Genomic DNA, 26407 nt, shown 5'->3' with positions numbered 1-26407 from the left:
GCCGTGCCGACCCGCGACGGACCGGCCGACGAGCGGCAGGGAACACGACGAGTGCTCATCTTCTCAAACCGGCCGGGAGCAGGTACGAACCAACCCTCCGAAAGCCTCCGGGCGGCCCGGCCCGGAGCCGCCGGACCCGCCTCAGCGCTGGACCGGCGCCGGGATGCCGAGCAGGCGGTCGCGCAGCACCGGGAACTCCTCGCGCGCCTTGCCGACCTCGGCCGGGTCGAACTCGACGGTCAGCACCTCCTCCTCCGCCCCCGCCTCGGCCAGCACCCGCCCCCACGGGTCCACCACGATGCTGTGCCCGGCCTGCTCGACCCCGGCGTGGGTGCCGGCGGTGTTGCAGGCCAGGACGAAGGCCTGCTCCTCCACGGCCCGCGCCCTGGCCAGCAGCGTCCAGTGCTCGCGCCGCCGGGCCGGCCAGGCGGCCGGGACCACCAGCAGCTGCGCCCCGGCGTCCAGCAGCGCCCGGAACAGCTCCGGGAACCGCAGGTCGTAGCAGGTGGCCAGGCCCAGGGTGGCGAAGTCGGTGGACGCGGTGACGATCTCCTGCCCGGCGCCCATCACCACCGCCTCGCCGCTGTCGAAGCCGAAGCGGTGGATCTTGCGGTAGGTGTGCACCAGCTCGCCGTCCGGGGCGAACAGCAGCGAGGTGTTGTAGATCGGACCGTCCGGGTCGCGTTCGACGATCGAACCGGCGTGCACCCAGGCCCCGGCGGCCCGGGCGGCCGCCGCCATCGCGTCCGAGGTGGGCCCGTCCAGGGTCTCCGCGCCCTCCGACCAGAGGTCGTAGGCGAAGCCGCCGAGCGGCCACAGCTCCGGCAGGACCACCAGGTCGGCGCCCTGCTGGGCCCGCACCAGCGCCGCCGCCCTGGCCCGCCGCTCGGCGGGCGGCTCGGCGTCCGAGACGGCGAGTTGGATCAATGAAGCGCGCACAGTACCACCGTCCACGGCAAGAGACCTACGATCATCACCCGAAAGCGCTGCCCTGCTGTCTCCCGGCAGCGTAACGTGCGGTTAGCGAGCGCGCCCGGAAGCCGGACCATCCCGGGCGGCCGCGGCAGCCGGGCGCGGAGCGTAGGAAAGCTGACGGAGGGCCGGAGATTCCCGTGACGGACAACCAGACCGTGCAGGCTTACACCGAGGCGTGGACGCACAGCATCGAGTCCATATCGGAGCTGGTCGCCCCCCTCCCGGAAGGCTCCTGGAACCGGGCCACCGAGTGCCCCGGCTGGTCGGTCCGGGACGTCGTGTCGCACGTGATCGCGGTCGAGTCCGAGCTGCTCGGCGACCCGCGCCCGATCCACTCGCTGCCGCGTGATCTTCGCCACGTCACCACCGAGTTCGCCCGCTACATCGAGCTGCCGGTCGACAAGCGCCGCTGCCACACGGCGCTGGAGATGACCAGCGAGCTGGAGTACACGATCATCCGCCGCTCCCGGGCGCTGCGGAACGCCAAGCACACGCCCGAGGAGCCGGTGCGCTGGTCGGCCGGCCCGTTCGCGCGGGACGTCCCGTACCACGAGCTGCTGCGGATGCGGGCCTTCGACGTCTGGGTGCACGAGCAGGACCTGCGGCGGGCCCTGGAGAGCCCCGGCAACCTGGCCTCCCCGGGCGCCCTGGTCGCCCGGGACGTCCTGCTGGAGCGGCTGCCCAAGGCCGTCGCCCACGACGCGGGCGCCCCGGCGGGGACGACCCTGGTGGTGGACGTCACCGGCCCGGTGGAGTTCCTGCGCACGGTACGCGTGGACGCCGCCGGGCGCGGCACCGTCGACGAGTCGATCAGCCTGGCCCCCGACGTCCAGCTCACCATGGACTGGGAGACCTACCTGCGGCTCGCCTGCGGCCGCGGCCGCCCCGGCCCGGTCACCGTCGAGGGCGACAAGGAGCTGGCCGAACGGGTGCTGGCCAACTTCTCGGTCACCATCTGAGGCCACCAGCTTTCACCACCCGGCGTACACGCACCAATGTGCGCCGGGTCGGCACCACTCGCGCTTCCGTACGTCAACCCGACACCAGCCACCTCACCTCTTCGGCCTCGTCGTCCCGGGCAGTCCTGCCATCACCCGGGAGAAGGAGGAGCGTCTGATGGACGACGAGCAGGAACAGCAGGAGCGGATGGTGCTGGTGCGGTCGACCTTCCCGGTCACGGGGCAGCCGATCAGGGTCGTGATGATCGACGGGAAGCCGTGGTTCGTCACGGCGGACGTCTGTGCCGTGCTCGGCAGGCTGAACCCGAGCCAGGTGCGCAAGGTGGTCGACGCGAGCCACGCGCGCGTCGTCAACTCACGCTCGATTAGCCTAACTTTCGGGAAGGCTAATGGCGTTTCCGCAGGTGGGAAAGCCTATGCGCGGGGCAATCCGATGCTCAACGTGATCAGCGAACCAGGCCTCTACACGCTGATCATGCGCTCGAACAAGGCCGATGCCCGGCCCTTCCAGGAGTGGGTCACCCGCGACCTTCTCCCCTCCGTCCGCCGCGGGGACGCCGATGTCCCCGTCCAGCGGCGGCGGATGGCGGAGACCCTGACCGAGGCGATCGGAGGGAGGGTGGAGGTCGTCGCGGCGATCGAGCACGAGCACCGGCCCGGCCTGACCGTCCACTCGGACGGGACGGTCCGTTGCCGGCACGGCGAGATGATCCTCCATCTGCCACCCCGGGGGGAGGACAGCGGACCGCCGTTCGGCGCGTACTTCGCCTGCCCGGGCGGGGAGCGGGTCGGCATCCGGGGCAGCCGACTCGTCCCGGGCTGCCCCAAGCTGAGGCTCGTGGACCTGATCCGCCTGCGGAACGGGACGCAGCCCGGTGCGGTCGCCGAGCCCGCACCGGACCACGGGCTGATGTACGCGGAGATGCACGGCGCACGGGTCTTCGGGACGCCGCCGCAGATGGCCGCGTTCATGCGGGACTACCGGCCCTGAGGGGCCGCTGGGCATCACGGTCGATGATGGTCAGCGGTGGCAGCGGTGTCGCCGCGGGCGGACACGCTACGCGTCGACCTTCCGGCGGAGCCGGAGGATCATCAGCGTGCCCACCGCCAGCGGGACGTACTGCCAGCAGAACGCCCAGCGGAAGGCGGTGGCCGAGTACGACCCGGCGCCGGCCGGGGAGAGTGCGTCCAGCAGCACTCCGACGCCGAACAGGGTGATCATCGTGCCGATGAAGCCGCCCATGTTGACGATCCCGGAGGCGGTGCCGAGCCGTTCCACCGGGTTGCGGGCCCGGGCGTAGTCCAGGCCGACCAGCGAGGCCGGGCCGTTGCTGCCCATCACCAGGATCAGCCCGACCAGCAGCCAGGTCGGCGGGTGGCCGCCCGGCCAGGACAGCGCCAGTGCCCAGCCCAGCGCGGTGGCGGAGAGCACGCCGAACACGATCGGCATCCGCGCCCGGGCGGTGCGGGAGACCAGTCGGCCGAAGGCGAATCCGAAGCTCATGTTGGAGAGCACCAGCAGGGTCAGCAGCCCGCCGGCCGCGGCCCGGGACATGCCCTGCGCCTCCACCAGGTAGGGCAGGCCCCAGAGCAGGCCGAAGGAGTTGCCGGGGAACTGGGTGGTGAAGTGGATCCACAGGCCCAACCGGGTGCCCGGTTCCCGCCAGCAGTCGCGGACCTGGCGGCCGATCCCGGGCCGGTCCCGGCGTTCGACCGGCCGGACCGGCTCCGCCGCGGCCGGGGCGTCCCTCAGGCAGAGCGCGACCAGGGCGAACACCGCCACGCCGAGCAGCGCGATCGCGGTGAAGGTGGGCGTCCAGCCCTCGTCGTGCAGTGCCTGGGCGAGCACCACGGTGGTGACGAGGTTGCCGCCCATCCCGGCCAGACCGGTGAGCTGGGCGACGAACGGGTTCTTCGCCGCCGGGAACCAGCGGGCGGCGATCCGCAGCACGCTGATGAAGGTCATCGCGTCGCCGCAGCCGAGCACCGCCCGGGAGAGCAGCGCCGGGGCGAAGGAGGAGCTGAACGCGAAGGCCAGCTGACCGGTGCTGAGCAGCACCACGCCGAGCAGCAGCACCCGGCGCGGCCCGAACCGGTCGACCAGCAGGCCGACCGGCACCTGCATGGCCGCGTAGACCAGCACCTGGAGGATCGAGAAGGTGGACAGCGCCGAGGCACCGATGCCGAAGCGCTCGGCGGCGTCCAGTCCCGCCACGCCGAGGCTGGTGCGGTGGATGACGGCCAGGACGTAGACGCTGACGCCGACGGACCAGGCCAGCCAGGCCGCGCGGCCGCCGGGCGGCAGGAACGCGGTGGCGGCCGGCGGCGGGACGACTACCGGCGGCTCGAGGACGGCCGGTGGCTCGAGGAGGGCCGGCGGCTGGACGCCGGCGGGGGACCGCTCGGCCCCCGGGGGCTCGACGGTGGGACGGGGAGCGGGGACGGACAGGGACGGGTCTGAACGGGCTGGCTCCACGGTCATAGTCCGTCCAGACTAGTCATCCCATGATTGGACGCCCAGCCCCGGGGTGGGGGCGGGTTCGCCGGCGAACGGCTCCGGCGGGGGCGGCCGCTCCCGGCCCGCCCGGCAGGGCCGTCCTCAGCCGGTCACCGTCCAGGACACCGACCTGGTCATGTAGCGGTCCCGGAAGGCCTCGTCGCGCACCCAGTCGGTGGTGTCCCGGACGGTCGCCGTCACGGTGGCCGTCCGGCCGGGGGCCAGGTCCAGCTGCGAGGTGTCCAGCGAGCCGCCGCCCGCGGCCTGCGTCACCACCGGGACGCCGTCCACCTTCCACTCCACCTTCAGCTGCCGGGTGCCGGTCAGCGGCACCGGCCGGACGTCCAGCCGGGGGCGCCCGGCCACCTCGCCGGGCGGCGGCGAGGGCGCGTCGGTCGGCCGGACCTTGCGGTAGATCTCCTCGATGATCGCCTCGCGCGAGGGCAGGTTGTAGGCGCTGCCCAGGGTGCGCATCACCGAGTCGGGGGTGGGCCGGTAGAGGCCGTTGGCACTGCGGTAGGCGCCGATGACCCCGGCGCCGTCCGGGGACTCGGCGCCCAGCCAGCGCCACCACTTGGTCTGCTTCCGGCGCATCTCGTCGGCGTTGAGGGTGGAGAGGTTCGGGTAGTCGGGGTCGTCCGGGGCGCTGTCGTACTCGTCGCCGAGGTCCCCCACCGTGTGGCCGATCTCGTGCTGGATGATCCGCCCGGCGTCCGGGCTGCCGCCGGCCAGGGTGGTCACCCCGGTGCCGCCGGCGCCGCCGTACTCCGCGGAGTTGGCCAGCGCTATCAGGTACTGCGGTCCCGCGCCGTTACCGGCGTACCGGGCGGTGGCGGCCTCGTCGGCGCAGAGCAGCCGGGCGGTGCCCTCGCACCAGAAGTGCATCCCGAGCGGGGTGGCGGGGTTGCGGCCGCGGCTCTCCGTCTCGGCGATCCCGGAGACCGGGGAGACCACCTCGACCCGCCTTATGTTGAAGAAGCCCTGGTAGGTGCGGAACGGTTCGATGTCCATCAGGGCGTGCCAGGCCTTGTCGGCCTGCTGCCGGAACAGTTCCTGCTCGTCGCCCGTGTAGCCGTCGCCGAGCAGGACCAGGGTGATCCGGTTGGCCGGGTCCCCGGTGCGGCGTATGTCGAAGGTCGGGGCGGCCTCGGGTATCCGCTGGTCGGCGCGGAGCGCGGTGTGCGGGGGCACCGCGCGGTCGGCCGGGGCACCCGGTCCGATCACGCCGAAGGGCGACGGACCGACCAGTTCCAGGGCGGCGGGGAGTACGGCGGTGGACACCAGCACGAGCGCGGCCAGACTCCGGACGAGACGGCCTGGGGTGCCAGAAGGCATACGTCGTCCTCGGGGCTCCGGTCACCCGGCGTCGCCCGGGTGGTGGAGCGGAGACGTACCCGGACCGGCGTGTCGCCCCCACCGGCCGAAGAAAATGTCACCAACCTGGCCGAACGATCCAAACCATGCCAGTCATACCAACCAATCCCGGGAGGGCTTGGACCTGAGGGGCACCCCCGGTCGTCAGCCCCGGGCCCGCCTCCCCAGGTCCAGCAGGAGGTGCGTCCCCAGCCCGAACAGCAGCCCCCAGAAGGCCGAGCCGATACCGAACAGGCTCATCCCCGACGCACTCGCCAGGAAGGTCACCACGGCCGCGTCCCGCCCGCGCTCCTCGGCGACCGCCGCCGCCAGGCTGCCCTGGAGCGAGGCCAGCAGCGCCACCCCGGCGATCACCGCGATCAACTCCTTCGGCAGCCCGGTGAACAGGCTCACCAGCACCCCGCCGAAGCTGCCCACCAGCACGTACAGCACGCCCGAGGACATCCCCGCGACGTACCGGCGGCGCGGGTCCGGATGGGCCTCCGGACCGGAGCAGATCGCCGCGGTGATCGCCGCCAGGTTCACCCCGGGCGAGCCGAACGGCGCCATCAGCACCGACACCGCCCCCGTCGAACCGATCAGCAGCCGGTCGTCCGCCCGGTAGCCGAAGGCCCGCATCACCCCGAGGCCGGGCGCGTTCTGCGAGGCCAGCGTGACGATGGTGAGCGGGAGCGCCAGCCCCACGAGCGCCGACCAGGAGAAGGCCGGCACCGTCAGCACCGGCACCGTCGGGCCGCCCCGGCCCACGTGCAGCGGGAGCCCCACGGTGAGCGCCGCCAGCACCCCGCCGACCACCAGCGCGACCGGCACCGCGTACCTCGGCACCAGCCGCTTGGCCAGCAGGAAGGCCGCGAAGCCGCCCACCACCAGCACCGGTGCGCTGTGCACGGCGGCGAAGATCCCCGCGCCGAAGGAGAACAGGATGCCCGCGAGCATCGCGTTCACGATCCCCGCCGGCACCGCCGCGATCAGCCGGCCGAACCAGCCGGTCACCCCGAACAGCGCCACCACCGCCGCGCTCACCAGGAACGCCCCGACCGCCTCGCGGTACGGGTAGCCGCCCAGGCTGGTCACCAGCAGCGCGGCCCCCGGGGTGGACCAGGCGGTGACCACCGGCGTCCGGGTCCACCAGCTGAGCGCGAAGCCGCTCACCCCGCTGCCGATCGCCACCGCCCAGATCCAGGAGGCGGTGTGCGCCTGGTCCAGCCGCCCGGCGGCGGCCGCGGCGAGCACCACCACCAGCGGCCCGGAGAAGGACACCGCCACGCACACCAGTCCGGCCAGCAGTGCCGGCCCCGACACGTCCCGCCGCAGCGAGCGACGTCCCCCGCCCCCGCCCGCCGTCTCCTCCGGTCGGACCGTCAGCTCATCCGTCATTCCGGCAGTATCCCGGAGCCGCTCGAAGACTCCCGAAAAAAACTTCTCAACCCACCTGCAACCCCCGGCGGGGATGGACGTCTATCAGGGTGAAGGCACGGAGAGCGAGACCGGCGGAGCCGGGGGGCGCTTCCGCTCGACAGCAGCGGGGCCGGTCGTCTTCACCCACACACACCGTCAGTCACATGACCCTGGGGAGTCACGTCATGCGCGCGTCCGTTATCAACCGTTTTGCGAAGAACGACCGCTCCGTCTCCGGCCGCCGCCGCATCGCCGTCCTCGCCGCGACCACCGTCCTCGCGGGCGGCGTCCAGGTGATCGCCGCCGACACCTCCTGGGCCTGCGGTGACGCACGGTTCGGTACCTCGCGCGTGGTCGACCCCACCGGTCCGAACAAGCCGACCGTCCCGAACGCGGACTTCCGGACGCCCGACTCCAGGGGCATCGTCGCCGACGGCAGCTGGACCGAGTTCACCGTCGGGGTCACCAACTTCACCGGGGCGGACGTGGCCAGGACCGGACCGAGCTTCGCCCTGGCGTCCGCCACCCAGGGCGTCTCCCTGCGGGTCAAGGACCTGCGGGTCGAGGTCAACCAGGGCGGGACCTGGAAGCCCCTCAAGCTCGACCAGGGCTGCATCGGGATCGAGGCCGACACCGGTTCGCTGACGCAGCCGGTGGCCAACGGCCGGGCCGCCAACTACGCGTTCCGGGTGTCGCTCTCCTCCGCCGCGCCCAAGGACCTGAACGCGCTCACGGTGGTGACGGACGCCACCAACGACAAGTCGACGCTGGAGTACTGGGGCAACCGCACGGTGAGGGTCACCCACCCCAAGACCGAGCCCGCCAAGCCCGCGCCCGCCAAGACCGAGCCCGCCAAGCCCGCGCCCGCGAAGTCCGCCGCAGCCGTTCCCGCCGGCGAGAAGGCTCCGGCCACGAACGCCCCGGCCGAGAAGGTGCCGGCCGAGAAGCCCGCCGCCGCCCCGGCCACCACCGCGCCCGCCGGGACCCCGGAGCTCGCCCACACCGGCGCCTCCTCCACCAACGCCTTCCTCGCCCTCTCCTCCGCCGCGCTCCTCGCGCTGGGCGCCGGCGTCCTGATCGCCGTCCGCCGACTCCGTCCCCAGCGGTAGTCGACGGGCGGGTACGACGAAGGGGCCCTCCTCCGTACGGCGGTACGGAGGGGGCCCCTTCTTCACTGTTCCCGGGTCGGCGTCAGCCCCAGGTGATCAGGCGCTTCGGGTGCTCCAGCAGCGCCGCCACGTCGGCGAGCACCTTGGAGCCCAACTCCCCGTCCACCAGCCGGTGGTCGAAGGAGAGCGCGAGGGTGGTGACCTGCCGCGGGACGACCTTGCCCTTGTGGACCCACGGCAGCTCCCGGACCGCCCCGAAGGCGAGGATGGCCGCCTCGCCGGGGTTGAGGATCGGGGTGCCGGTGTCGACGCCGAAGACGCCGACGTTGGTGATGGTGACCGTGCCGCCCTGCATGTCGGCCGGCGGGGTCTTGCCCTGGCGGGCGGTCTCCACCAGCTCGCCGAGCGCGACGGCGAGGCCGGACAGCGTGCGGGACCCGGCGTCCTTGATGTTCGGGACGATCAGGCCGCGCGGGGTGGCCGCGGCGATGCCGAGGTTCACCTGGCCCTTGACCACGATCTCCTGGGCCGCCTCGTCCCACTGCGCGTTGATCTCGGGGTGGCGCTTGATCGCGGTGAGCAGCGCCTTGGCGACCAGCAGCAGCGGGCTGACCCGGACGTCCCGGCCCAGTTCGCCGCTCTCCTTGAGCTTGCGGACGAACTTCATGGTGCGGGTCACGTCGACCTGGACGAACTCGGTGACGTGCGGGGCGGTGAAGGCCGAGGCCACCATCGCCTGCGCGGTCGCCTTGCGGACGCCCTTGATCGGCACCCGGACATCGCCCGCGCCGGACACCGGCACCGGCGCCGCCACGGCCTCGGTCGCCTCGACCACGGCCTGCTCGACGGCCGGAGCCGCCGGGGCGGCCTGGGCCGCGGCGTGGGCGTGCAGGTCCTCGCGGGTGATCACGCCGTCCGGGCCGGTCGGGGTGACGGCCCGCAGGTCGATGCCGAGGTCCTTGGCCAGCTTGCGCACCGGCGGCTTGGCCAACGGGCGCTGACCGCCCGGCACCTCGGCTACCGGGGCAGGCACGGCCGGAGCCGCCGGGGCGGGCGCGGCCGGAGCCGCTGCCGCCGGTGCGGGCTTCGGCGTCGCGACGGCCGTGACGGTGGTCGTCCGGCGGGCCCGGCGCTGGCTGCCGCCGGTGCGCGGGCCGTACCCGACCAGCACCTCCCGGCGCTCCGGTTCGGCTTCGGCGGCCGGCTCCGCCGCGGCGGGGGCGGGCGCGGCGGCCGGGGCGGCCCCCGCCTCGCCGGCCACCGCCACCGAGATGATCACGGTGCCGACGTCGACCGTCGCCCCCTCGGGGAAGAAGAGCTGCTCGACGACCCCGTTGAACGGGATCGGCAGCTCCACCGCCGCCTTGGCGGTCTCCACCTCGCAGACGACCTGCCCGTCGGTGACGGTGTCACCGGGCTTGACGTACCAGCTGAGGATCTCGGCCTCGGTGAGGCCCTCGCCCACGTCGGGCATCTTGAACTCGCGGAGCGAGCGAACTTCGGTGGTCATCTTCGCTCCCCGGTATCAGTACGCGAGCGCACGGTCGACGGCGTCGAGCACGCGGTCCAGGTCGGGCAGGAACGCCTCCTCGACCCGGGACGGCGGGTACGGCGCGAAGTAGCCGCCGACCCGCAGGACCGGTGCCTCCAGGTGGTAGAAGCACCGCTCGGTCAGGCGGGCGGCGAGCTCGGCGCCCATGCCCATGAAGACCGGCGCCTCGTGCACCACGACGGCCCGCCCGGTGCGCTTGACCGACTCCTCCAGGGCGGCGAAGTCCACCGGGGAGAGCGAGCGCAGGTCGACGACCTCCAGCCGGCGGCCGTCCTCCTCGGCAGCCGCGGCGGCCTCCAGGCAGACCTTGACCATCGGGCCGTACGCGATCAGCGTCGCGTCGGTGCCGGGGCGGACGATCCGGGCCTCGTGCAGGCCCAGGTCGGCGGCGGCACCGACCTCGCCCTTGTCCCAGTACCGCCGCTTGGGCTCCAGGAAGATGACCGGGTCGTCCGACTCGATGGCCTGCCGCAGCATCCAGTGCGCGTCGTGCGCGGTGGACGGGGTGACCACCCGCAGGCCGGCGGTGTGCGCGAAGTACGCCTCGTGCGACTCGCTGTGGTGCTCGACCGCACCGATACCACCCGCGTAGGGGATGCGGACGGTGACCGGCATCTTGACGTGGCCCAGCGCGCGGGCGTGCATCTTGGCCAGCTGGGAGACGATCTGGTCGAAGGCCGGGTAGACGAAACCGTCGAACTGGATCTCCACCACCGGCCGGTAGCCGCGCAGGGCGAGGCCGATCGCGGTGCCCATGATGCCGGACTCGGCCAGCGGGCTGTCGATCACCCGGTCCTCGCCGAAGTCCTTCTGCAGGCCGTCGGTGATCCGGAAGACGCCGCCGAGCTTGCCGATGTCCTCGCCCATCAGGACGGTCTTCGGGTCGTTCTCCAGCGACTTGCGCAGCGCCTCGTTGAGCGCCTTGGCGATGCTCAGCTGACCGGCCATCAGTGGTTCTCCCCCGCCTCGAAGGAGGCCGCGTACTCGACGTACTCGGCCCGTTCCTCATCGACCAGTGCGTGCGGCTCGCTGTACACGTGGTCGAAGATCAGCGTCGGGTCCGGGTCCGGCATGCTGCGCACGCCCTCGCGCACCCGCAGGCCCAGCTGCTCGCTCTCGGCGTCGACGGCGGCGAAGAACTCCTCGTCCGCCAGGCCCTCCTTCTCCAGGTGGGCGCGCAGCCGCAGGATCGGGTCCTTGGCCTTCCAGGCCTCGGTCTCCTCGGCGAGCCGGTAGCGGGTGGGGTCGTCGGAGGTGGTGTGGGCGCCCATCCGGTAGGTGAAGGCCTCGATCAGCACCGGGCCGTTGCCGGTGCGGGCGTGGTCGAGCGCCCAGCGGGTGACCGCGAGGCAGGCCAGCACGTCGTTGCCGTCCACCCGGACGCCCGGGAAGCCGAAGCCGGAGGCGCGGCGGTACAGCGGGATCTTGGTCTGGGTGGTGGTGGGCTCGGAGATCGCCCACTGGTTGTTCTGGCAGAAGAACACCACCGGGGCGTTGTAGACCGAGGCGAAGGTGAAGGCCTCGTTGACGTCGCCCTGGCTGGAGGCGCCGTCGCCGAAGTACGCGATCACCGCGTCGTCGGCGCCGTCCTTGGTGATGCCCATCGCGTAACCGGTGGCGTGCAGGGTCTGCGCGCCGATCACGATGGTGTACAGGTGGAAGTTCTTCTCGTTCGGGTCCCAGCCGCCGTGGTTCACGCCGCGGAACATGCCGAGCAGGTTCAGCGGGTCGACGTCGCGGCACCAGGCCACGCCGTGCTCGCGGTAGGTGGGGAAGGCGTAGTCGCCGGTGCGCATGGCGCGGCCGGAGCCGACCTGGGCGGCCTCCTGGCCCAGCAGCGAGGCCCACAGGCCCAGCTCGCCCTGGCGCTGGAGGGCGGTCGCCTCGCCGTCGAACCGGCGCACCAGCACCAGGTCGCGGTAGAGGGAGCGCAGCTCCTCCGGAGTGGTGGTGAGCGGGTAGTCCGGGTGCTCGACCCGCTCGCCTTCCGGGGTGAGCAGCTGGACGAGCTCCGGCTGGGCGTCCGTACCCGTGGCGCGGAGGGTGTCAGGGACGCCGGGGGCCGCCTTCTTGCGAGCCCTCGCCGTGCTTTTGACGGTCACGTTCACTCCTCGGTCTGTCCGGCCGCCCGGGGTCGCCGGTGACCGGTCCGGTCACCGCCTCGCGGGGCGCGCGTGGGTGTGCGCACCCACTGCGTGGCAGGTGGTGATCCTGTTCCGACGGCGTCCCTCACGAGAACGTTACCCAGCGTCCGCCCTTGGCGCGCTTGCGCTAGGACGTCCTACTTGTTCAGGGCCGACAACCCCGAGGGTGCCGCGTCCGGCTCGCCGTCGGAAGGGTGGGGGTGACGGTCGGCGTGACGCAGCTCTCAATTCGAGCGCCTTCAGGACACCAGCGCACGTTATCCGGGCGGACGCCCGTACGTAAGGGGGTTCTCGGTATCGGTTTCGGCGGCTGTGGCCGGATCGCGCCGTTGCGCCGAGGAGTGCGACAGGTCGTGTGTGCGGCGGTATGGGAGGCTTTGGGGGTGGCTGATAACGGACGAATCCGGGTGTTCCTCCTCGACGACCACGAGGTCGTCCGACGGGGCGTGCACGACCTGCTCTCGGTCGAGGACGACATCGAGGTGGTCGGCGAGGCCGGCACGGCCGCCGAGGCGATCACCCGGATCCCGGCGGTCCACCCCGACGTCGCGGTGCTCGACGTCCGGCTGCCGGACGGCAACGGGGTCGAGGTCTGCCGCGAGGTCCGGTCCCGGCTGCCCGGGATCAAGTGCCTGATGCTCACCTCCTTCTCGGACGACGAGGCGCTGTTCGACTCGATCATGGCGGGTGCGTCCGGCTACGTCCTGAAGGCGATCCGGGGCACCGACCTGATCACCGCCGTCCGGGACGTCGCGGCGGGCCGCTCGCTGCTCGACCCGGTCGCCACCAGCCGGGTGCTCGCCCGGCTGCGGGACGGCGGCGAGCGGGAGGACGAGCGGCTGGCCCAGCTCACCCGGCAGGAGCGGCGGATCCTCGACCTGATCGGGGAGGGGATGACCAACCGCCAGATCGGCAACGAACTGCACCTGGCCGAGAAGACGGTGAAGAACTACGTCTCCAGCCTGCTCGCCAAGATGGGCATGGAGCGGCGCACCCAGGCGGCGGCCTTCGTGGCCCGGCACCAGGCCACCGACCACCAGCACTGAGCCGTCCGTTCGCACCGGGCCCGTTCGCGCGGCCGTTCACGCCGGGGCCACATGCTCCTTACACATGCCTGACGGTTTGTCAAGCGCCCCCACCACAGGGCCATAACCTCTGCACGTGACTTTCAGCCAGACCCTCGCCTGCGCCCCGGCCCGTCCCGACCTCTCCGCCCCGCCGATAGGGACCCTCAGTCCGCCCGTTCCGCGCAGCGCACTCGCCGAGGTCCTGGCCCGCTACGGGGTCGGGCGGCTGCTGGCCGTGGAACCGGTCGCCGAAGGCCTGCTGAACCGCGGCTACCGGGTCACCACCGAGGCCGGTCCCCACTTCCTGAAGTGCTACGTCGACGCCGCCACCGCCAACCGCCCGAAGATCCTCGCCCACCACCGCGCGATGACCGATCTGCAGGCCCTGGGACTGCCCGTCGCACCCCCGCTGACCTGCACCGATCACGGCGGCACGGTCGCCGGGCGGGACGGCCGGCTGTTCGCGCTGTTCCCCTGGGTCGATGGCCGGCACCAGCACGGTACGGAGCTCCCCCTCCCGCAGTGCGACGCGCTGGGCACGCTGCTCGGCCGACTGCACGGCGCGCTCGACGACGTCTGCGCCCCTCTCGAGCAGCCCGCCGGCTACCGCAGCGCCGACCCCCTGGACAGCGCCGAGCTCGCCCGCGAACTGCGGCGCCGTGCCCGCGCGCACCGGCCGTACGGCGCCTTGGACGCCCTGGTCGAGCAACGGCTCGACGAACGGCTGGAACTGCTCGCCGAGCACGCCCACCGCCGCCCCGACCCGCGCGCCGCCCCGCCCACCGGCTGGACCCACGGCGACTTCCACGGCCTCAACCTGCTGCACGACGGCGGACGGGTCGCGGCCGTGATCGACTGGGACAAGCTCGGCCCCCAGCCACGCGCCGAGGAGGCCGTGCGGGCCGCCACGCTGCTCTTCAACGACCGCACCACCGGCACCCTGGACCTGGTCCGGGTCCGCCACTACTCCCAGGCCTACCGGGCCTCCGGCGCCGCCACCGCCGAGCACCTGGCCGCCGCCGTCCACCGGGTCTGGTGGGAGCGGCTGAACGACTTCTGGATGCTGCAGTGGCGCTACCAGCGGGCCGACCACCGGGCCGACCCGCTCTTCCCCGCCTCGGCGGGCCAGTTGGCCTGGTGGTGCCAGGAGTACGAGCAGGTCCTGGACGCCTTCGCCAACTGAGCCCGCGCCGGGCCGCCCGTTACGGCACGGCCGGCACCGTCGCCCCGCCGGTCGGCTTGGAGGTCTGCGGCGGCGGGTTGGTGGCCGTGCCGCCACCGCCGCCCGAACTCGGCGTCGACGGCGCCGAAGTCGCCCCGCCGGTCGCCGTGGAGGTGGCCGTGGCGCCGTGGCTGCCGGTCGACGTCGGCGTCTGGGTCGGCGTCGGGGTCGACGTGTGCCGGCCCGAACTCGGCGACGGCGAGACGTTGTTGCCCCCACCGTTGCCCGGGTAGTTGCCGGTGTCGGTCGGCTGCTGCGGCCGCCGGCTGCCGGACACCGACGGCGGCGGGGTCGACTGGCCGCTCTGGGTCGGCGTGGTGGGCTCGGTGGTGCTGATCACCGGGGCGGGCGTGTTCGGCGTGAGGTGCGTGTTGTCGTCGTGGCTGCCGCTGAGCGCGAAGGCGATCCCGGCGCCGGCGGCGAGCAGGACGGCGATCCCGCCGACCACCCAGCCCCACGGCCCGCGCCGGCGGCCGGAGCCGTCACCGTCGCCGTCCTCGCCGCCACCGCCACCGCCGTACGGGCCGCCGCCCGCCTGGTACGGCGAGGAGGGGGTGTGCGAGCCGCCCGTCGAGTACGGCAGCACGGAGGTCGCGTCGCCCGCGCCGACGGCGCCGAAGGCCTGGGTGGCCGCCGCCTGCCCCGGCCGGAGCACCTGGGTGGCCCCGGTGTCGCCCGGCAGCGCGCCCGCGGCGCCCGCCCAGCCGGCCCCGCCCGCGCCGTGCATCTCGCGCAGCGCGTGCTGCACGTGGGCGCGGAACTCGTCGGCGTCCTGGAAGCGGTCGTCCGGGTTCTTGGCGAGCGAGCGCAGCACCAGCGCGTCCAGCCCGGCCGGCACCCGGCTGTTGGCCTGCGAGGGCGGCACCGGCGGGTCCTGGACGTGCTGGTAGACCACCGACAGCGGGGTGTCGCCGGTGAACGGCGGGCGCAGCGCCAGCAGCTCGTAGAGCATGCAGCCGGCCGCGTACAGGTCGGAGCGGTGGTCGACCGCCTTGCCGAGCGCCTGCTCGGGCGACAGGTACTGCGGGGTGCCCATGACCATGCCGGTCTGGGTCATCGTGGTGGCCCCGCCGGTCAGCGCCCGGGCGATGCCGAAGTCCATCACCTTGACCGCGCCGGTGGTGGTGATGATCACGTTCGCGGGCTTGATGTCGCGGTGGACGATCCCGTTCCGGTGGCTGTAGGCGAGCGCCTCCAGCACCCCGGCGATGATGATCAGCGCCTGGTCGACCGGCGGCGCCTCCTCGTCCACCAGCAGCTCGCGGACGGTCCGGCCCTCGACCAGCTCCATCACGATGTACGGCGTGGACTCGTCCCCGACGTACTCCTCGCCCGTGTCGTAGACCGAGACGATCGAGTGGTGGTTCAGCGCCGCGACGGCGTGCGCCTCGCGGGTGAACCGCAGCCGGGCGACCTCGTCCTGGGCCAGCTCGCCGCGGAGCAGCTTGACCGCCACGGTGCGGCCCAGCCGCACGTCCTCGGCGGCGAAGACCTCGGCCATGCCGCCGCGGCCGAGCCGGTGGGTCAGCCGGTACCGGCCGTCGCCGACCGTGCCCAGCGGGGCGGCGGTGCCGCGCCCCGGGGTCTGCGGCCCGCCCCGGCCGAAGGGCGGCAGCGCGGAGGTCGCGGATTCGCTGCCCGGCTCGGGAATCCGCGGCGTCCCGCCGGTCCGTCCGTCCGCTCGGGCACCCGCGTCGTCGTCCGGCTGCTGCGTCTGTGCCATCGCTCCTCGCCCCGGGCGTTCGCTCGGAATCGCGGTGCCCTGTCGCTTACGTATCCCCGAACGCTACCGCTTCCGGCACGGACCCGTGACACGCCCGAACCAGCCGGATTCCGTCAGAGCAGGCCGTTCCGGTCGGCCGGCCGGTCCAGGACCAGCACCGAGGCCGGCCGCTCGGCGTGCCCGCTGTAGCCGGTCTTGGTCTTGTCCTGTGCCCGGCTCACCACGATCGCGATGATGATCCCGGCCAGGACCAGCACGCCGACGATGATCGCGACGACCACGAAGGCCGTGGAGCAGCCGCCGGCGTTGGGCTTCGGCTGCTGGTACGGCGGCATCGTCCGCGGCCCCGGGGCGCGCATCGGCTGCGGGAAGGGCTGCGGCGTGTGCGGGGCCTGGGGGCGCGGCGTCTGGTAGGCGGGCGGCGGGGTCCGGTACTGCGGCTGCTGGGCCGCCCCCTGCTGCGGGAACTGCGGGCGCGGCGTCTGGTACGCCGGCGGCGGGGTCTGGTACTGGGGCTGCTGGCCCCCGCCCTGCTGGAGGAACTGCGGGTGCGGGGTCTGCGGGGCCTGGGGGTGCGGGGTATGCGGCGCGGCGTGCACCGCGCGCGGACCCTCGTTGATCACCAGCGGGGTGCTCGCCCGGAGGGACTGCCCGCCGCCCTTCAGCTCCGCGATCAGCCGCTCCGCCTCGTCCCGCATCGCGGCGGCGCTCTGGAAGCGGTGGGCCGGGTCCTTGCGCAGCGCCTGCGCGACGTAGGCGTCCACGGCCGGGGTGATCGAGCGGTTGAGGGTGGAGGGAGCCGGCGGCTCCTCCTGGACGTGCTTGTAGGCGATCGAGAAGGCCGAGTCGCCGTCGAAGACCAGCTGGCCGGTGAGCATCTCGAAGAGCATCACGCCGACCGAGTACAGGTCGGAGCGGGCGTCCACCGGCTTGCCGAGGGCCTGCTCGGGCGAGAGGTACTGCGGGGTCCCGACGACCATGCCGGTCTGCGTCATGGACGTCACGCCGGACTCCAGCGCCCGGGCGATGCCGAAGTCCATGACCTTGACGTTGCCCTTGCGGTCGAACATGACGTTCCCGGGCTTGATGTCGCGGTGCACCAGGCCCATGTCGTGCGAGGCCTCCAGGGCGTTCAGCACCCCGACGGTGACCTTCAGGGCCTCCTCGGTGGGCACCGCGCCGTACTGGGCGACCGCCTCGTTGATCGTCTCGCGCAGGCCCTTGCCGTCGATCAGCTGCATGACGATGTACGGCGTGCTGGAGCCGTCCGGGGCGACGTCCTCGCCGCTGTCGTACACCGTGACGATGTTGGGGTGCTCCAGCCGGGCCACCGCCTGGGCCTCGCGGCGGAACCGCTCCTTGAACGAGTCGTCCCGGCCCAGCTCGCTGTGCATGCTCTTCAGCGCGACCTGCCGGTCCAGCACGCTGTCGTACGCGAGGTGCACGGAGGCCATGCCGCCCTCACCCAGCAGCCGCTGCAGCACATAGCGGCCGTTGCCCAGGGAGAAGCCCTCGACCGCCGCGTTGCCGTGCTCGCTCATGGTCCTCTGCTCCCCCTCGGCGCGGCCGTGCTGCCGCAGCCGTGACGTTCGGTCTCGTCCGTGCGTGGTGGGCCCGGCCCGCTGGCCTGGCGGACCCCTGTCGCGGCGGCGCGACCGGCCAGCGACAGGGGTCAGGGTATCGGCTCCCGCGGACGGTGACCGGTCCAGGGGCGATGCTCGCCCCGGACCGCCGGCGCCCGTTCCACGGCGGTGCGGCCCGGGGCGGATCGTCGCGGTACGTCCCGTCGTGCGGGCGCCCTACAGGTAGGGACCCGAGCGGATGCCGCGGCCCTGGCCCGGCTCCTCCTCGTCGGCGTCACCGCCGTGCAGACCGGGCGGCAGGGCGCGGCGCATCTGCTCCAGCTGGGCCCGGGCGGCCATCTGCTGGGCGAACAGGGCGGTCTGGATGCCGTGGAACAGGCCCTCCAGCCACCCCACCAGCTGGGCCTGGGCGATCCGCAGCTCGGCCTCGGTCGGGATGCTGTCCTCGGTGAAGGGCAGCGAGAGCCGCTCCAGCTCGGCGACCAGCTCGGGCGCCAGCCCCAGCTCCAGCTCCTTGATCGAGCTGGCGTGGATGTCCTTCAGCCGGGCCCGACTGGCCTCGTCGAGGGGCGCGGCCCGGACTTCCTCCAGCAGCTGCTTGATCATGCTGCCGATGCGCATGACCTTGGCGGGCTGCTCGACCATCTCGGTCACCGGGAGCTCGCGCGGGGCGTCGCCCTCGTCGTCCCCGTCCCCCGAACCGCCGGCGAACCCCTGGCCCACCGGCAGCCCGTCCGGTCCGACGATCAGCACCTTCTGGCCGTCCTGCGACTGCCCGCCGGCGGCCCGGAGGGGCTCCTGCGACGAGCGCTCGTTCATCGGATTCGTCATGAACAACATTCTCTCTCACTGGGGTTGGTCGGGCGGAAGCCCCCGTTCGTCCCGCCGGCCTGCGCCACCCGCTCACGACGGTACGCCCCGGGGCCCCGCGCGGGAATCCGTACGGATACTCAGTTCCCCGCCACCGTTGCGCCCGGATCCCGCCCCGGAACCCGCACCGAACCTCCACTCCGGAGGGGCGGGCGCGGTCCGGCGCGGGGCGGCTGCGGCTGGGGGCGGGGCGGCGCGGACGCTCGAGCGGCCGACCGGTTCAGCCCTTGCGCAGGCGCAGGCCGATCAGGCCGAGGCCGCAGCCGATGAGGCCGAGGCCCACGCCGAGCGGCAGCTGGAGGGTGGACGGGTCCTGCCAGCGGGCCGGGAGGACCAGGGGGACGGCGGGAGCCGCCACGGCCTGGCCGGCCGAGGCCGCGACGGCGTCCTGGCCGGCGGCCTGGGCGTCCTGGCCGTTGGCGTCGGCGTCCGGGTCCTGGGCCTGGTCGGGCGCCTGGTCCGGCGCCTGCTCGGACACCTGTGCCGGGGCCCGGTCGGGGGCCTGCGCGGGCGGCTGCGCGGGCGGTTGCTCGACGGCCTGGTCGACGGCCTGGTCGGGCGCCTGCTCCGGTGCCACGTCGGGGCGTTCCGGCGCCGACGCCGGGCGGTGCCGGTGGACCCGGGGGAAGTCGCCCGGGTACGGGCGCGACCACGGGGGACCGGGATGCTGCGGCGGTGCGGCCGACAGGCCCGTGCCCGTGCTCACGTCGGCGCCGGTTCCGGCAGTCGTGTCGGCACTCGGTCCGGCGCCCATGTCGGTACTCGGGCCGGCGCCCATGTCGGTACTCGGGCCGGCGCTCACGCCGGTACTCGGGTCGGCGCCCATGTCGGCACTCGGGCCGGCGCTCACGTCGGCACCGGCGTCGGAGTTCGACGGGGGCTCCGCGACCGCCGCCGATGCGGCGGCCAGCGGGAGCGTGAGCCCCAGCACGGCCGCCGCGAGCAGCCTGCGGGTGCGGCGGGTACGACGGTGGTGCGGCGCAGCGGGCAGCGGCCCGAGGGGTGCGTGCGGAGTTGCGGCCACGGTCGGAGTCCTTCCGACGGCCGACCGCGCCCGGGGGCGGGTCGGCGGCGGGACAGCTCCGGACCAGCCTCACACATTCCGACCGGTGCGGCACTTCGACCGAGCCGCGGGCCGCCCGCCACGCCTCCCGCCTACGGCAGGCCGCAGACCGCAGACCGGAGACCGCAGACCGCGCCCTCTCGGACCGCGGCCCCTCGGGCCACGCCTCCCTCAGGCCTTCAGCACGACCTTCCCCACCGGCTCCCCCGCCTCCAGCGCCCGGTGCGCCGCGCCTGCCTCGGTCAGCGGCAGCACCCGGTCCACCACCGGCTTCACCACGCCGGACTCGACCAGCGGCCACACGTGCTCCCGCACCGCCGCCACGATCGCCGCCTTCTCCGCCAGCGGCCGCCCGCGCAGGTTGGTGCCGATCACCGCGGCCCGCTTGCGCAGCAGCGCGTTGAGGTCCAGCTCGGCCTTCACCCCGCCCTGCAGACCGATGATCACCAGGCGGCCGTTGACCGCCAGGGCGTCCACGTTCCGCTGCAGGTACTTGGCACCCATGATGTCCAGGACGACGTCCGCCCCGGCACCGTCGGTGGCCTTCCGCAGCTCCTCCACGAAGTCCTGCTCGCGGTAGTCGATCGCGATGTCCGCACCCAGCTCGGTGCAGCGCGCCAGCTTCTCCGCGCTGCCCGCCGTCACCGCGACCCGCGCGCCGACGGCCTTGGCCAGCTGGATCGCCATCGTCCCGATGCCGCTCGCGCCGCCGTGCAGCAGCACCGTCTCGCCGGGGCGCAGGTGGGCGGTGAGGAAGACGTTGGACCAGACGGTGCAGACCACCTCGGGCAGCGCCGCGGCCTGCTCCGGGCTCAGCCCCTTCGGCAGCGGCAGCAGCTGCCCGCTCGGCACGGCGACCCGCTGCGCGTAACCGCCGCCGGCCAGCAGCGCGCACACCTCGTCGCCGACCGCCCACCCGGACACCCCCGGCCCGAGCGCGACGACCCGGCCGGCGCACTCCAGCCCGGGGTACGGCGAGGCGCCGGGCGGCGGGTCGTAGAAGCCCTGCCGCTGGAGCAGATCGGCCCGGTTGACGGCGGTGGCCGCGACCTCGACCAGGACCTCGCCCTCACCGGGCACCACATCGGGAACCTCGGCCCACACGAGCGCCTCGGGGCCGCCGGGCACGGGAATCGTCATCGCATGCATGGTCCGAACCTACTGCGCGGCGCGGCCGTCCGGGGCTCAGGCCCCGCTCCGGCCGGTCGACTTGATGACGATCACCCGGTCGGTGAGCTGCAGCACGGCGGCCTCCGGATCGTCGTGGTTGAGCACCCGCCGGCCCCGGACCACCGCGACCACCAGGTCCTCGCACGCGCGCGGACCGCGTCCCGCCTCGGCCCGGGTGACCGGCCGCTCGACCACGTCCAGCCCGTTCCCGTACGTCAGCAGGTCCTCCATCACCGCCCCGGCGTGCGGGCTGAGCATCGACAGTCCGAGCAGCCGGCCGGCCGAACTGGAGCTGGTCACCACGACGTCGGCGCCGCTCTGCCGCAGCAGCGGCGCGTTCTCGTCCTCCCGCACCGCCGCGACCACGGTGGCGGTCCGGTTCAACTGCCGCGCCGTCAGGGTGATCAGGACGGCGGTGTCGTCCCGCTCCGGCGCGACCACCACCCGGGCGGCGACGGGCAGCGCGGCCCGCACCAGGGTGTCGGTCCTGGTCGCGTCGCCGACCACCCCGACCAGGCCGTACTGCGAGGCCTGGTCGATCACCTTGCGCTGCGGGTCGACGACCACGATCTCCTCCTTCGCCACCCCCTGTCCGAGCAGGGTGTCGACGGCGCTGCGCCCCTTCGTCCCGAAGCCGATGACGACGGTGTGCTCGCGCACGGTGGACCTCCAGCGGTTCAACCGCCACTGCAGGCGGGTCCGTTCGGTGAGCACCTCCAGCGTGGTGCCGACCAGGATGATCAGGAACAGCACGCGCAGCGGGGTGATCACGAAGATGTTGGTGAGCCGCGCGCTGTCGCTGTACGGGGTGATGTCGCCGTAGCCGGTGGTGGAGAGCGTCACGGTGGCGTAGTACGCGGCGTCCAGGAAGCTGACCCCGCCGCCCGCGTTGTCGTGGTAGCCGTCCCGGTCCAGGTAGACGGCCACCGTGGTGGCGACCAGCACGGCGAGCGCCAGCAGCAGCCGGGAGCCGACCTGCCGGACGGCGGGCGCGGCGGGCCTGGCGGGGAGCACGATCCCGGCGTCCGCCCACGGCTCGGCACCGGGGGCGCCGCGCCGCGATCCGCTCACGGTGCCTCCAGCAGCTCGACCGTCTCCCCGGCCGCCGCCCCGCCGGGCGGGATGACGGCCAGTGCCTCGGCCCGGGCGAGGCCGCGCAGCATCGCCGGTCCGTCGAAGGCGAGGGGCACCACCCCCTCGGCGGTGCGGCGCACCGGTTGCAGCCGGGTGTCGGCCGGGTGCCCGGGCAGCAGCACGGCCGCCGTGGCGAGCGCGGGTGCCGGGACGGTCCGTCCGGCGCGGGCGTGCAGCAACGGCAGGCCGAGCGTGAGCATCCCGGCGACGGCGGCCAGCGGGTTGCCGGGCAGCCCCACCAGGTGGCGCCCGCCGGGGAGTTCGGCCAGCAGCATGGGGTGGCCCGGCCGCACGGCGACGCCGTCCACCAGCAGCCGGGCGCCGGCCTCGGCGAGTGCCCGGTGCAGGAAGTCCACCGGCCCGGCGGCCGTCCCCCCGGTGGTCACCGTGACGTCGGCGGTGGAGTGCCGCAGCGCGTCCCGCAGCAGCCCGTAGTCGTCCCGGACGCACCGGACGTCGGCCACCTCCGCGCCGGCCGCCCGGAGCCAGGGCGGCAGCAGCGGACCGAGCGCGTCCCGGACCAGTCCCGGCCCGGGAATCCCCGTGTCCATCAACTCATCGCCCAGCACCAGCAGTTGGACCACTGGACGGCGCCGGACGGCGAGCCGGTCGTGGCCGCAGGCGGCGGCCAGCCCGAGCACCGCCGGTCCGATCACCGTCCCGGCGGGCAGCAACTCCTCCCCCCTGCGGCACTCCTGACCGCGGGGGCGGACGTCCTGGCCGGTGGTCAACGGCTGCGGGCCGCGGTCGTACAGCAGGGTGCCGTCCGCCCGCCCGTGCTCGCGGCGCAGTACGGCGGTCGCGCCGGGCGGCAGTTGGGCTCCGGTGGCGATCTCCACGGCGTAGCCGTCGGCCAGCCGCTCCACCTCGGCGCGGCCGGCCAGCACCCGCCCGCAGACCCGCCAGGGCCCGGGGCCGGCGACGGCCCAGCCGTCCATCGCGGAGGTGTCGAAGGCGGGCAGGTCGGTCAGCGCGGCCAGCGGTTCGGCGAGGGTGCGTCCGAGGGTCTCGGCCAGGGGCACCCCGACCGCCGGCAGCGGACCCAGCCCGGCGCGGCGGGCGGTCTCCCGGGCCCGCGGCCAGCTCAGCGTGGCGGGACCGGCGGACGGTGCCGCCGCGGCGGTCCGCCCGGCCGCACTCACGACTCGTCCGGGCCGGCGGCGGGCCAGCGCTCGGCGAGTGCCGCGACCCGCCGGGACGCCTCGGCCACGGCCTCCGCCCCGCCGCCCCGTTGCGCGGCCGCGTAGCCGATCAGGAAGGCGGTCAGCGGCGCGGCCGGCCGGGCCACCCCGTGCGCGACCACCCGGGCTCCGTCGAGCAGGCCCCGGACGTCCACGTCCAGGTCGATGCCCAGGTCGGCCTTGACCTCGGCGATCCAGTCTTCCAGCGTGCGCTCCATGCGCCCATGCTGCCCGATCGGCGGTTTCCCCCGTGTGTTCACCCCGTGCGCGGCGCGCGTCGTTTCCCGCACGGGCCGGTGGCACGGCCGGTGAGGGCCCGTTCAGGCCCGGTCCGGTGAGGGCGCGCCCCGGCCGGGACCGGTGAGGCCGTGCTCCGGCCGGGACCGGTGAGACCCCGCCGGCTCCGCGCGCCCGCCCTACGACCGCTCCCGCTCCCGGGCCCGTTCCAGGTCCTCCCAGGTGTCGCAGTCGTGCGCGACGTCGTCGGTGTCGGCCACCGGCAGCCGGGGCAGCCCTCCGACGAGCCGGCGCAGCGGGAGGCCGGCCGGATCGCCGAGGGCGGCCAGCGCGGTGCGCAGCGGGGCGGTGCGGTAGGCGGCGGCGAGCGGCTGGTCGCGGCCGCCCGCGTCGACGAGTACGGCGGCCGCGACGGTCGGCCCGGCGGCGTCGAGGGCGCCGGCCAGCCGGTCCACCGTCCGCCGGTCCAGGAAGGGCAGGTCGGCGGCGAGCAGCAGCACGGTGTCCGCGGTGACCAGGCCGAGCCCGGCCGCGACGGCGGCGACCGGGCCGCCGCCGGGCGGCTGCTCCCTGGTCCAGCGGACCCCGGTGCGGGCGGTCGGCCGGGCGGGGCCGACCACGACGGTGGTCCGCGCGCCGGTGCAGGCGGCGAGCACCCGGTCGAGCAGGGTGGTCCCGCCCACGCTCAGACCGGGCTTGTCGGCCCCGCCGAGGCGGCGGGCGGCGCCGCCCGCCGGGACGATCACGTCGTACGGCGTCATGCGGCCAGTATCCGTCCGGCCGGGCCGCGCGCCGCCCGGCCACCCGTCCGGACCTGCTCGCCGGTGCCCCGTGCGTCTGGGACGGACCGGTCGGAGCGCTGCGCGTCGGGGCCCCGGGCCCGTCCGGACCTGCTCGCCCTCCGGGGCCGAGCTGCCCGGTGCGCTACCGGTCCGGCTCGTCCCCGGCCGGCTCGTCCTCGACGATCTCCGCGTCGATGATCCCGTCCTCCGCCTCCGCGGCCGCCGCCCGGGCGGTGTTCGCCGCCGCGCCCAGCTCCAGGAAGGACGGCAGGGTCAGCTCCCCGTACCGCTCGTTCATCGCCGTGACCAGGCCCTCCGGGTCGTGCGGGTGCGCGGCCAGGGCCAGGTCGAAGTCCCGCAGGTACGCCCCGGTGAAGGCGAGCACCCGGGCCGCGTCGTCACCCTGGTCGGGAGCGCGGTGCCCGGCGATCACCCGGTCCACGCCGAGCTCGGCGATCCGGCGGAGGTTGTGGCCCCAGGTGGTGCGCTGGGCCGGGGTGGTGTCGGCGGTCCAGAGGTGGGTGCCGTTGCCGACGAAGTCCCCGGCGATGACGGTCCGGGTGCTGGGCACGTGGACGACGGTGGACTCCCCGCAGTCGGCCTGGCCGAGCAGCAGCACCGGGATCACCTGGCGGTCGAGCATCAGCGGCTGCGGCAGCAGCGGGGCCGGCACCAGCGGGTGGTCCGGGATGTCGTCGCCGTACACGGGCTTCCACTGGGCGACCTTGGCGGCGACGGTCCGCCGGATGCCCTCCACCACGGCCGGTGCGGCCAGCAGTCGGGCGTCCGGGAAGAGTCGCAGCACCTCCTCGGCGCCGAAGTAGTGGTCGGGGTGCTGGTGGGTGACCACGATGGCGAGGAGTCGGCGGCCCTTGCCCGCGACCCATTCGGCCAGCTCCCGCCCGGCGCTGCGGGTGAGCTGGGCGTCCACCAGGATCGCGGTCCGCTCGCCGAGGATCAGCGTGGAGGTGGTGAAGAAGGCCGATTCGGGACCGGTGAAGACGGCGACCTCCAGCGGCGGGGCGCTCTCCTCGCGCGGGGACGACGTCACGGGCTGCTCCCTCTGGTCGGCGGTCGGACTCCCTGCGCCCTACAGCATGGGAGCACCGGCGGCCGAATGCGCGGAAGGCGCGCCCGATGGGGCGCGCCTTCGGGGGAGCCTCACGCCGCGGTGCGGGCGGCCGCCTCCTTGCCGCGGCGGGCGGCCAGCTCGAGCGCCTGCGCCTTGGACTCGACGGACTTCGGGACGAAGTCGGCCATCGCCGGGACCTTCCCGGCCAGGGTGAACTCCGGGACGATGAAGTCGACCTCCAGCCCGAGCATGCCGGTCAGCACCTTCTCCAGGTAGGTGATGACGAACTCGTACGGCTCGCGCGGGGCGCCGGGCGCGTAGGAGCCGCCGCGCGGAGCGACCACGGTGACCGGGGTGCCCTTGGCGGAGGGTGCGTCGCCGGCGGTGCGGCCGACCAGGATCACCTGGTCCAGCCAGGCCTTGAGGGTCGACGGGATCGTGAAGTTGTACATCGGGGTGCCGATCACCACGGCGTCGGCGCCCTCGAGCTCGGCCATCAGCTCCTCGCGCAGCGCGAAGGCGGCGGCCTGCTCGGCGGTGCGGCCCTCGGCGGGGACGAAGGCGGCGCTGATGCCGTCCATGTCGAGGTGGGGCAGCTGGTCGGCGGCGAGGTCCCGGTAGACCACGGTGCCGTCGGGGTGCTCGGCCAGCCAGGCGGCCCGGAAGGCGGCCGTGACCTCGCGGGAGACGGAGCCGTCGGCGACCGCGGAGGAGTCGAGGTGCAGGAGCGTGGGCATGGCGGAGCCTCCGGAGAGTTAGTCTCTACTCTTTCGTCTGTAGCTGCAACTAACGTAGCAGCTTACTTTTCTATAGTCACTACGGGCAGGTCGAGTACGCTGGTGCCATGGCCGAGCACGAGGTAGTGACCGATGGGGAGCCGACCGCCGCGGCGGCGTGCGCCGGCGGGGACCAGGCCGGCTGCTTCAACGTCGAGCTGGCGCTGACCCGGGTGTTCACCCTGCTCGGCAAGCGCTGGACCGGCCTGCTGCTGGCCGTGCTCAACCAGAGCGGCCCCGCCTACTTCTCCGAGCTGCGCCGCGCGATCCCGGGCATCAGCGAACGGATGCTCTCCGACCGGCTGACCGAGCTGACCGAGGCCGGGATGGTCGTCCGCGAGGTCGACGCGGGGCCCCCGCTGCGGGTCAGCTACCGGCTCACCGAAGGCGGCGCCGCGCTGAAGCCCGCGCTCACCGAGCTGGCCGTCTGGGCCGACCGCTACCTGCCGGAGACCGCCCTCAGGGGCGGCTGCTGACCGCTCGCTCCCGCCCCCGGCTCACCGGGCGCCGCCCCGGACG

General features: G+C 74.1%; 23 protein-coding genes and 1 pseudogene. 6 read left to right on the top strand and 18 right to left on the bottom strand.

Translation table 11 applies throughout. The annotated features are described in order from the left end of the window. Nucleotides 1–141: 141 nt before the first annotated feature. Entirely contained in the window at nt 142–939 is a 798-nt protein-coding gene (locus tag ACGF07_RS06845) for a carbon-nitrogen family hydrolase (RefSeq protein ID WP_392896039.1), read from the bottom strand. Nucleotides 940–1112: 173 nt separating this feature from the next. Here ACGF07_RS06845 and ACGF07_RS06840 point away from each other — a divergent pair, with 173 nt between their 5' ends. Both ACGF07_RS06840 and ACGF07_RS06835 read left to right on the top strand, forming a co-directional pair. Continuing rightward, complete coding sequence (locus ACGF07_RS06840; RefSeq protein ID WP_350738839.1) at nt 1113–1934, top strand: maleylpyruvate isomerase family mycothiol-dependent enzyme; 822 nt, start codon at nt 1113–1115, stop codon at nt 1932–1934. A 157-nt stretch (nt 1935–2091) separates the two neighbouring features. Further along, the gene (locus ACGF07_RS06835) at nt 2092–2925 is read left to right on the top strand and encodes a Bro-N domain-containing protein (RefSeq protein ID WP_392896036.1); all 834 of its coding nucleotides are present in this window, start codon (nt 2092–2094) and stop codon (nt 2923–2925) included. A 66-nt stretch (nt 2926–2991) separates the two neighbouring features. Here ACGF07_RS06835 and ACGF07_RS06830 read toward each other — a convergent pair whose 3' ends face one another. The 3 genes from ACGF07_RS06830 to ACGF07_RS06820 all read right to left on the bottom strand — a co-directional run bounded on the left by ACGF07_RS06830 (nt 2992) and on the right by ACGF07_RS06820 (nt 7182). Further along, entirely contained in the window at nt 2992–4416 is a 1425-nt protein-coding gene (locus ACGF07_RS06830; protein ID WP_392896034.1) for a nitrate/nitrite transporter, read from the bottom strand. Between the two features lie 117 nt (nt 4417–4533). After that, nucleotides 4534–5766 (bottom strand): M64 family metallopeptidase, encoded by a 1233-nt coding sequence (locus ACGF07_RS06825; RefSeq protein WP_392896032.1) that lies wholly within the window; start codon nt 5764–5766, stop codon nt 4534–4536. 183 nt (nt 5767–5949) lie between these two features. Beyond that, a complete protein-coding gene (locus ACGF07_RS06820) occupies nt 5950–7182 on the bottom strand; it encodes a benzoate/H(+) symporter BenE family transporter (protein WP_350738853.1) in 1233 nt (410 codons plus the stop codon). 206 nt (nt 7183–7388) lie between these two features. On the opposite strand from ACGF07_RS06820, the gene ACGF07_RS06815 reads away from it, so the two are divergent. Next, a complete protein-coding gene (locus tag ACGF07_RS06815; protein ID WP_392896029.1) occupies nt 7389–8312 on the top strand; it encodes a hypothetical protein in 924 nt (307 codons plus the stop codon). Between the two features lie 82 nt (nt 8313–8394). Here the strand turns inward: ACGF07_RS06815 and ACGF07_RS06810 are convergent, their stop codons facing one another. The 3 genes from ACGF07_RS06810 to pdhA are packed head-to-tail and all read right to left on the bottom strand — an operon-like array spanning nt 8395 to nt 11966. Further along, complete coding sequence (locus tag ACGF07_RS06810) at nt 8395–9822, bottom strand: dihydrolipoamide acetyltransferase family protein (protein WP_392896028.1); 1428 nt, start codon at nt 9820–9822, stop codon at nt 8395–8397. Between the two features lie 15 nt (nt 9823–9837). Continuing rightward, nucleotides 9838–10812, bottom strand: coding sequence for an alpha-ketoacid dehydrogenase subunit beta (locus ACGF07_RS06805; protein WP_392896026.1), 975 nt, complete (start codon nt 10810–10812; stop codon nt 9838–9840). Continuing rightward, nucleotides 10812–11966 carry a pyruvate dehydrogenase (acetyl-transferring) E1 component subunit alpha gene (pdhA, locus tag ACGF07_RS06800; protein ID WP_392896025.1) on the bottom strand — a complete coding sequence of 385 codons (1155 nt, stop codon included), beginning with the start codon at nt 11964–11966 and terminating at the stop codon, nt 10812–10814. Before pdhA ends, ACGF07_RS06805 begins: the two co-directional genes overlap by 1 nt. Nucleotides 11967–12391: 425 nt before the next feature. On the opposite strand from pdhA, the gene ACGF07_RS06795 reads away from it, so the two are divergent. Together ACGF07_RS06795 and ACGF07_RS06790 are read left to right on the top strand one after the other, a co-directional pair. Further along, entirely contained in the window at nt 12392–13054 is a 663-nt protein-coding gene (locus ACGF07_RS06795) for a response regulator (RefSeq protein WP_392896023.1), read from the top strand. A 115-nt stretch (nt 13055–13169) separates the two neighbouring features. Continuing rightward, a complete protein-coding gene (locus ACGF07_RS06790; protein WP_392896021.1) occupies nt 13170–14258 on the top strand; it encodes a phosphotransferase enzyme family protein in 1089 nt (362 codons plus the stop codon). A 19-nt stretch (nt 14259–14277) separates the two neighbouring features. On the opposite strand, the gene ACGF07_RS06785 is transcribed toward ACGF07_RS06790, so the two are convergent. The 11 genes and pseudogenes from ACGF07_RS06785 to ACGF07_RS06735 all read right to left on the bottom strand — a co-directional run bounded on the left by ACGF07_RS06785 (nt 14278) and on the right by ACGF07_RS06735 (nt 25849). Next, nucleotides 14278–16020 carry a protein kinase gene (locus ACGF07_RS06785; RefSeq protein WP_392896019.1) on the bottom strand — a complete coding sequence of 581 codons (1743 nt, stop codon included), beginning with the start codon at nt 16018–16020 and terminating at the stop codon, nt 14278–14280. 113 nt (nt 16021–16133) lie between these two features. Further along, nucleotides 16134–17561 (bottom strand): protein kinase, encoded by a 1428-nt coding sequence (locus ACGF07_RS06780; protein ID WP_392896017.1) that lies wholly within the window; start codon nt 17559–17561, stop codon nt 16134–16136. Between the two features lie 258 nt (nt 17562–17819). Beyond that, a complete protein-coding gene (locus ACGF07_RS06775) occupies nt 17820–18434 on the bottom strand; it encodes a bacterial proteasome activator family protein (RefSeq protein WP_350738875.1) in 615 nt (204 codons plus the stop codon). Nucleotides 18435–18693: 259 nt separating this feature from the next. Then, the gene (locus ACGF07_RS06770) at nt 18694–19497 is read right to left on the bottom strand and encodes a hypothetical protein (RefSeq protein ID WP_392896015.1); all 804 of its coding nucleotides are present in this window, start codon (nt 19495–19497) and stop codon (nt 18694–18696) included. A gap of 210 nt (nt 19498–19707) precedes the next feature. Further along, nucleotides 19708–20685, bottom strand: coding sequence for an NAD(P)H-quinone oxidoreductase (locus ACGF07_RS06765; protein WP_392896014.1), 978 nt, complete (start codon nt 20683–20685; stop codon nt 19708–19710). Nucleotides 20686–20721: 36 nt separating this feature from the next. Continuing rightward, entirely contained in the window at nt 20722–21723 is a 1002-nt protein-coding gene (locus ACGF07_RS06760; protein ID WP_392896084.1) for a potassium channel family protein, read from the bottom strand. Nucleotides 21724–21773: 50 nt separating this feature from the next. Continuing rightward, the gene (locus ACGF07_RS06755) at nt 21774–22982 is read right to left on the bottom strand and encodes a molybdopterin molybdotransferase MoeA (RefSeq protein ID WP_392896012.1); all 1209 of its coding nucleotides are present in this window, start codon (nt 22980–22982) and stop codon (nt 21774–21776) included. Beyond that, nucleotides 22979–23240, bottom strand: a pseudogene (locus ACGF07_RS06750) (DUF6457 domain-containing protein); the annotation flags it as partial. The pseudogene ACGF07_RS06750 and the gene ACGF07_RS06755, both read right to left, overlap by 4 nt. A 197-nt stretch (nt 23241–23437) precedes the next feature. Then, nucleotides 23438–24019, bottom strand: coding sequence for a molybdenum cofactor guanylyltransferase (locus ACGF07_RS06745; RefSeq protein WP_392896010.1), 582 nt, complete (start codon nt 24017–24019; stop codon nt 23438–23440). Nucleotides 24020–24182: 163 nt separating this feature from the next. Continuing rightward, entirely contained in the window at nt 24183–25091 is a 909-nt protein-coding gene (locus ACGF07_RS06740; RefSeq protein WP_392896008.1) for an MBL fold metallo-hydrolase, read from the bottom strand. A 110-nt stretch (nt 25092–25201) separates the two neighbouring features. Continuing rightward, nucleotides 25202–25849 carry an FMN-dependent NADH-azoreductase gene (locus ACGF07_RS06735; protein WP_392896006.1) on the bottom strand — a complete coding sequence of 216 codons (648 nt, stop codon included), beginning with the start codon at nt 25847–25849 and terminating at the stop codon, nt 25202–25204. A 107-nt stretch (nt 25850–25956) separates the two neighbouring features. On the opposite strand from ACGF07_RS06735, the gene ACGF07_RS06730 reads away from it, so the two are divergent. Further along, nucleotides 25957–26364 (top strand): winged helix-turn-helix transcriptional regulator, encoded by a 408-nt coding sequence (locus tag ACGF07_RS06730; RefSeq protein WP_392896004.1) that lies wholly within the window; start codon nt 25957–25959, stop codon nt 26362–26364. The last annotated feature ends 43 nt before the right edge of the window (nt 26365–26407 follow it).

It is taken from the genome of Kitasatospora sp. NPDC048194 (assembly GCF_043202455.1).
Taxonomy (GTDB): domain Bacteria; phylum Actinomycetota; class Actinomycetes; order Streptomycetales; family Streptomycetaceae; genus Kitasatospora.
The sequence above is the reverse complement of the archived record's forward strand: the minus strand, read 5'-3'. Positions and strand labels throughout refer to the sequence as shown.

Coding starts and splice junctions, on each gene's coding strand:
- ACGF07_RS06830 (WP_392896034.1), bottom strand. CDS start 4,416: ATGACCGTGGAGCCAGCCCGTTCAGACCCGTCCCTGTCCGTCCCCGCT.
- ACGF07_RS06730 (WP_392896004.1), top strand. CDS start 25,957: ATGGCCGAGCACGAGGTAGTGACCGATGGGGAGCCGACCGCCGCGGCG.
- ACGF07_RS06765 (WP_392896014.1), bottom strand. CDS start 20,685: ATGCATGCGATGACGATTCCCGTGCCCGGCGGCCCCGAGGCGCTCGTG.
- ACGF07_RS06805 (WP_392896026.1), bottom strand. CDS start 10,812: ATGGCCGGTCAGCTGAGCATCGCCAAGGCGCTCAACGAGGCGCTGCGC.
- ACGF07_RS06835 (WP_392896036.1), top strand. CDS start 2,092: ATGGACGACGAGCAGGAACAGCAGGAGCGGATGGTGCTGGTGCGGTCG.
- ACGF07_RS06745 (WP_392896010.1), bottom strand. CDS start 24,019: ATGACGCCGTACGACGTGATCGTCCCGGCGGGCGGCGCCGCCCGCCGC.
- ACGF07_RS06820 (WP_350738853.1), bottom strand. CDS start 7,182: ATGACGGATGAGCTGACGGTCCGACCGGAGGAGACGGCGGGCGGGGGC.
- ACGF07_RS06775 (WP_350738875.1), bottom strand. CDS start 18,434: ATGACGAATCCGATGAACGAGCGCTCGTCGCAGGAGCCCCTCCGGGCC.
- ACGF07_RS06810 (WP_392896028.1), bottom strand. CDS start 9,822: ATGACCACCGAAGTTCGCTCGCTCCGCGAGTTCAAGATGCCCGACGTG.
- ACGF07_RS06780 (WP_392896017.1), bottom strand. CDS start 17,561: ATGAGCGAGCACGGCAACGCGGCGGTCGAGGGCTTCTCCCTGGGCAAC.
- ACGF07_RS06785 (WP_392896019.1), bottom strand. CDS start 16,020: ATGGCACAGACGCAGCAGCCGGACGACGACGCGGGTGCCCGAGCGGAC.
- ACGF07_RS06825 (WP_392896032.1), bottom strand. CDS start 5,766: ATGCCTTCTGGCACCCCAGGCCGTCTCGTCCGGAGTCTGGCCGCGCTC.
- ACGF07_RS06815 (WP_392896029.1), top strand. CDS start 7,389: ATGCGCGCGTCCGTTATCAACCGTTTTGCGAAGAACGACCGCTCCGTC.
- ACGF07_RS06735 (WP_392896006.1), bottom strand. CDS start 25,849: ATGCCCACGCTCCTGCACCTCGACTCCTCCGCGGTCGCCGACGGCTCC.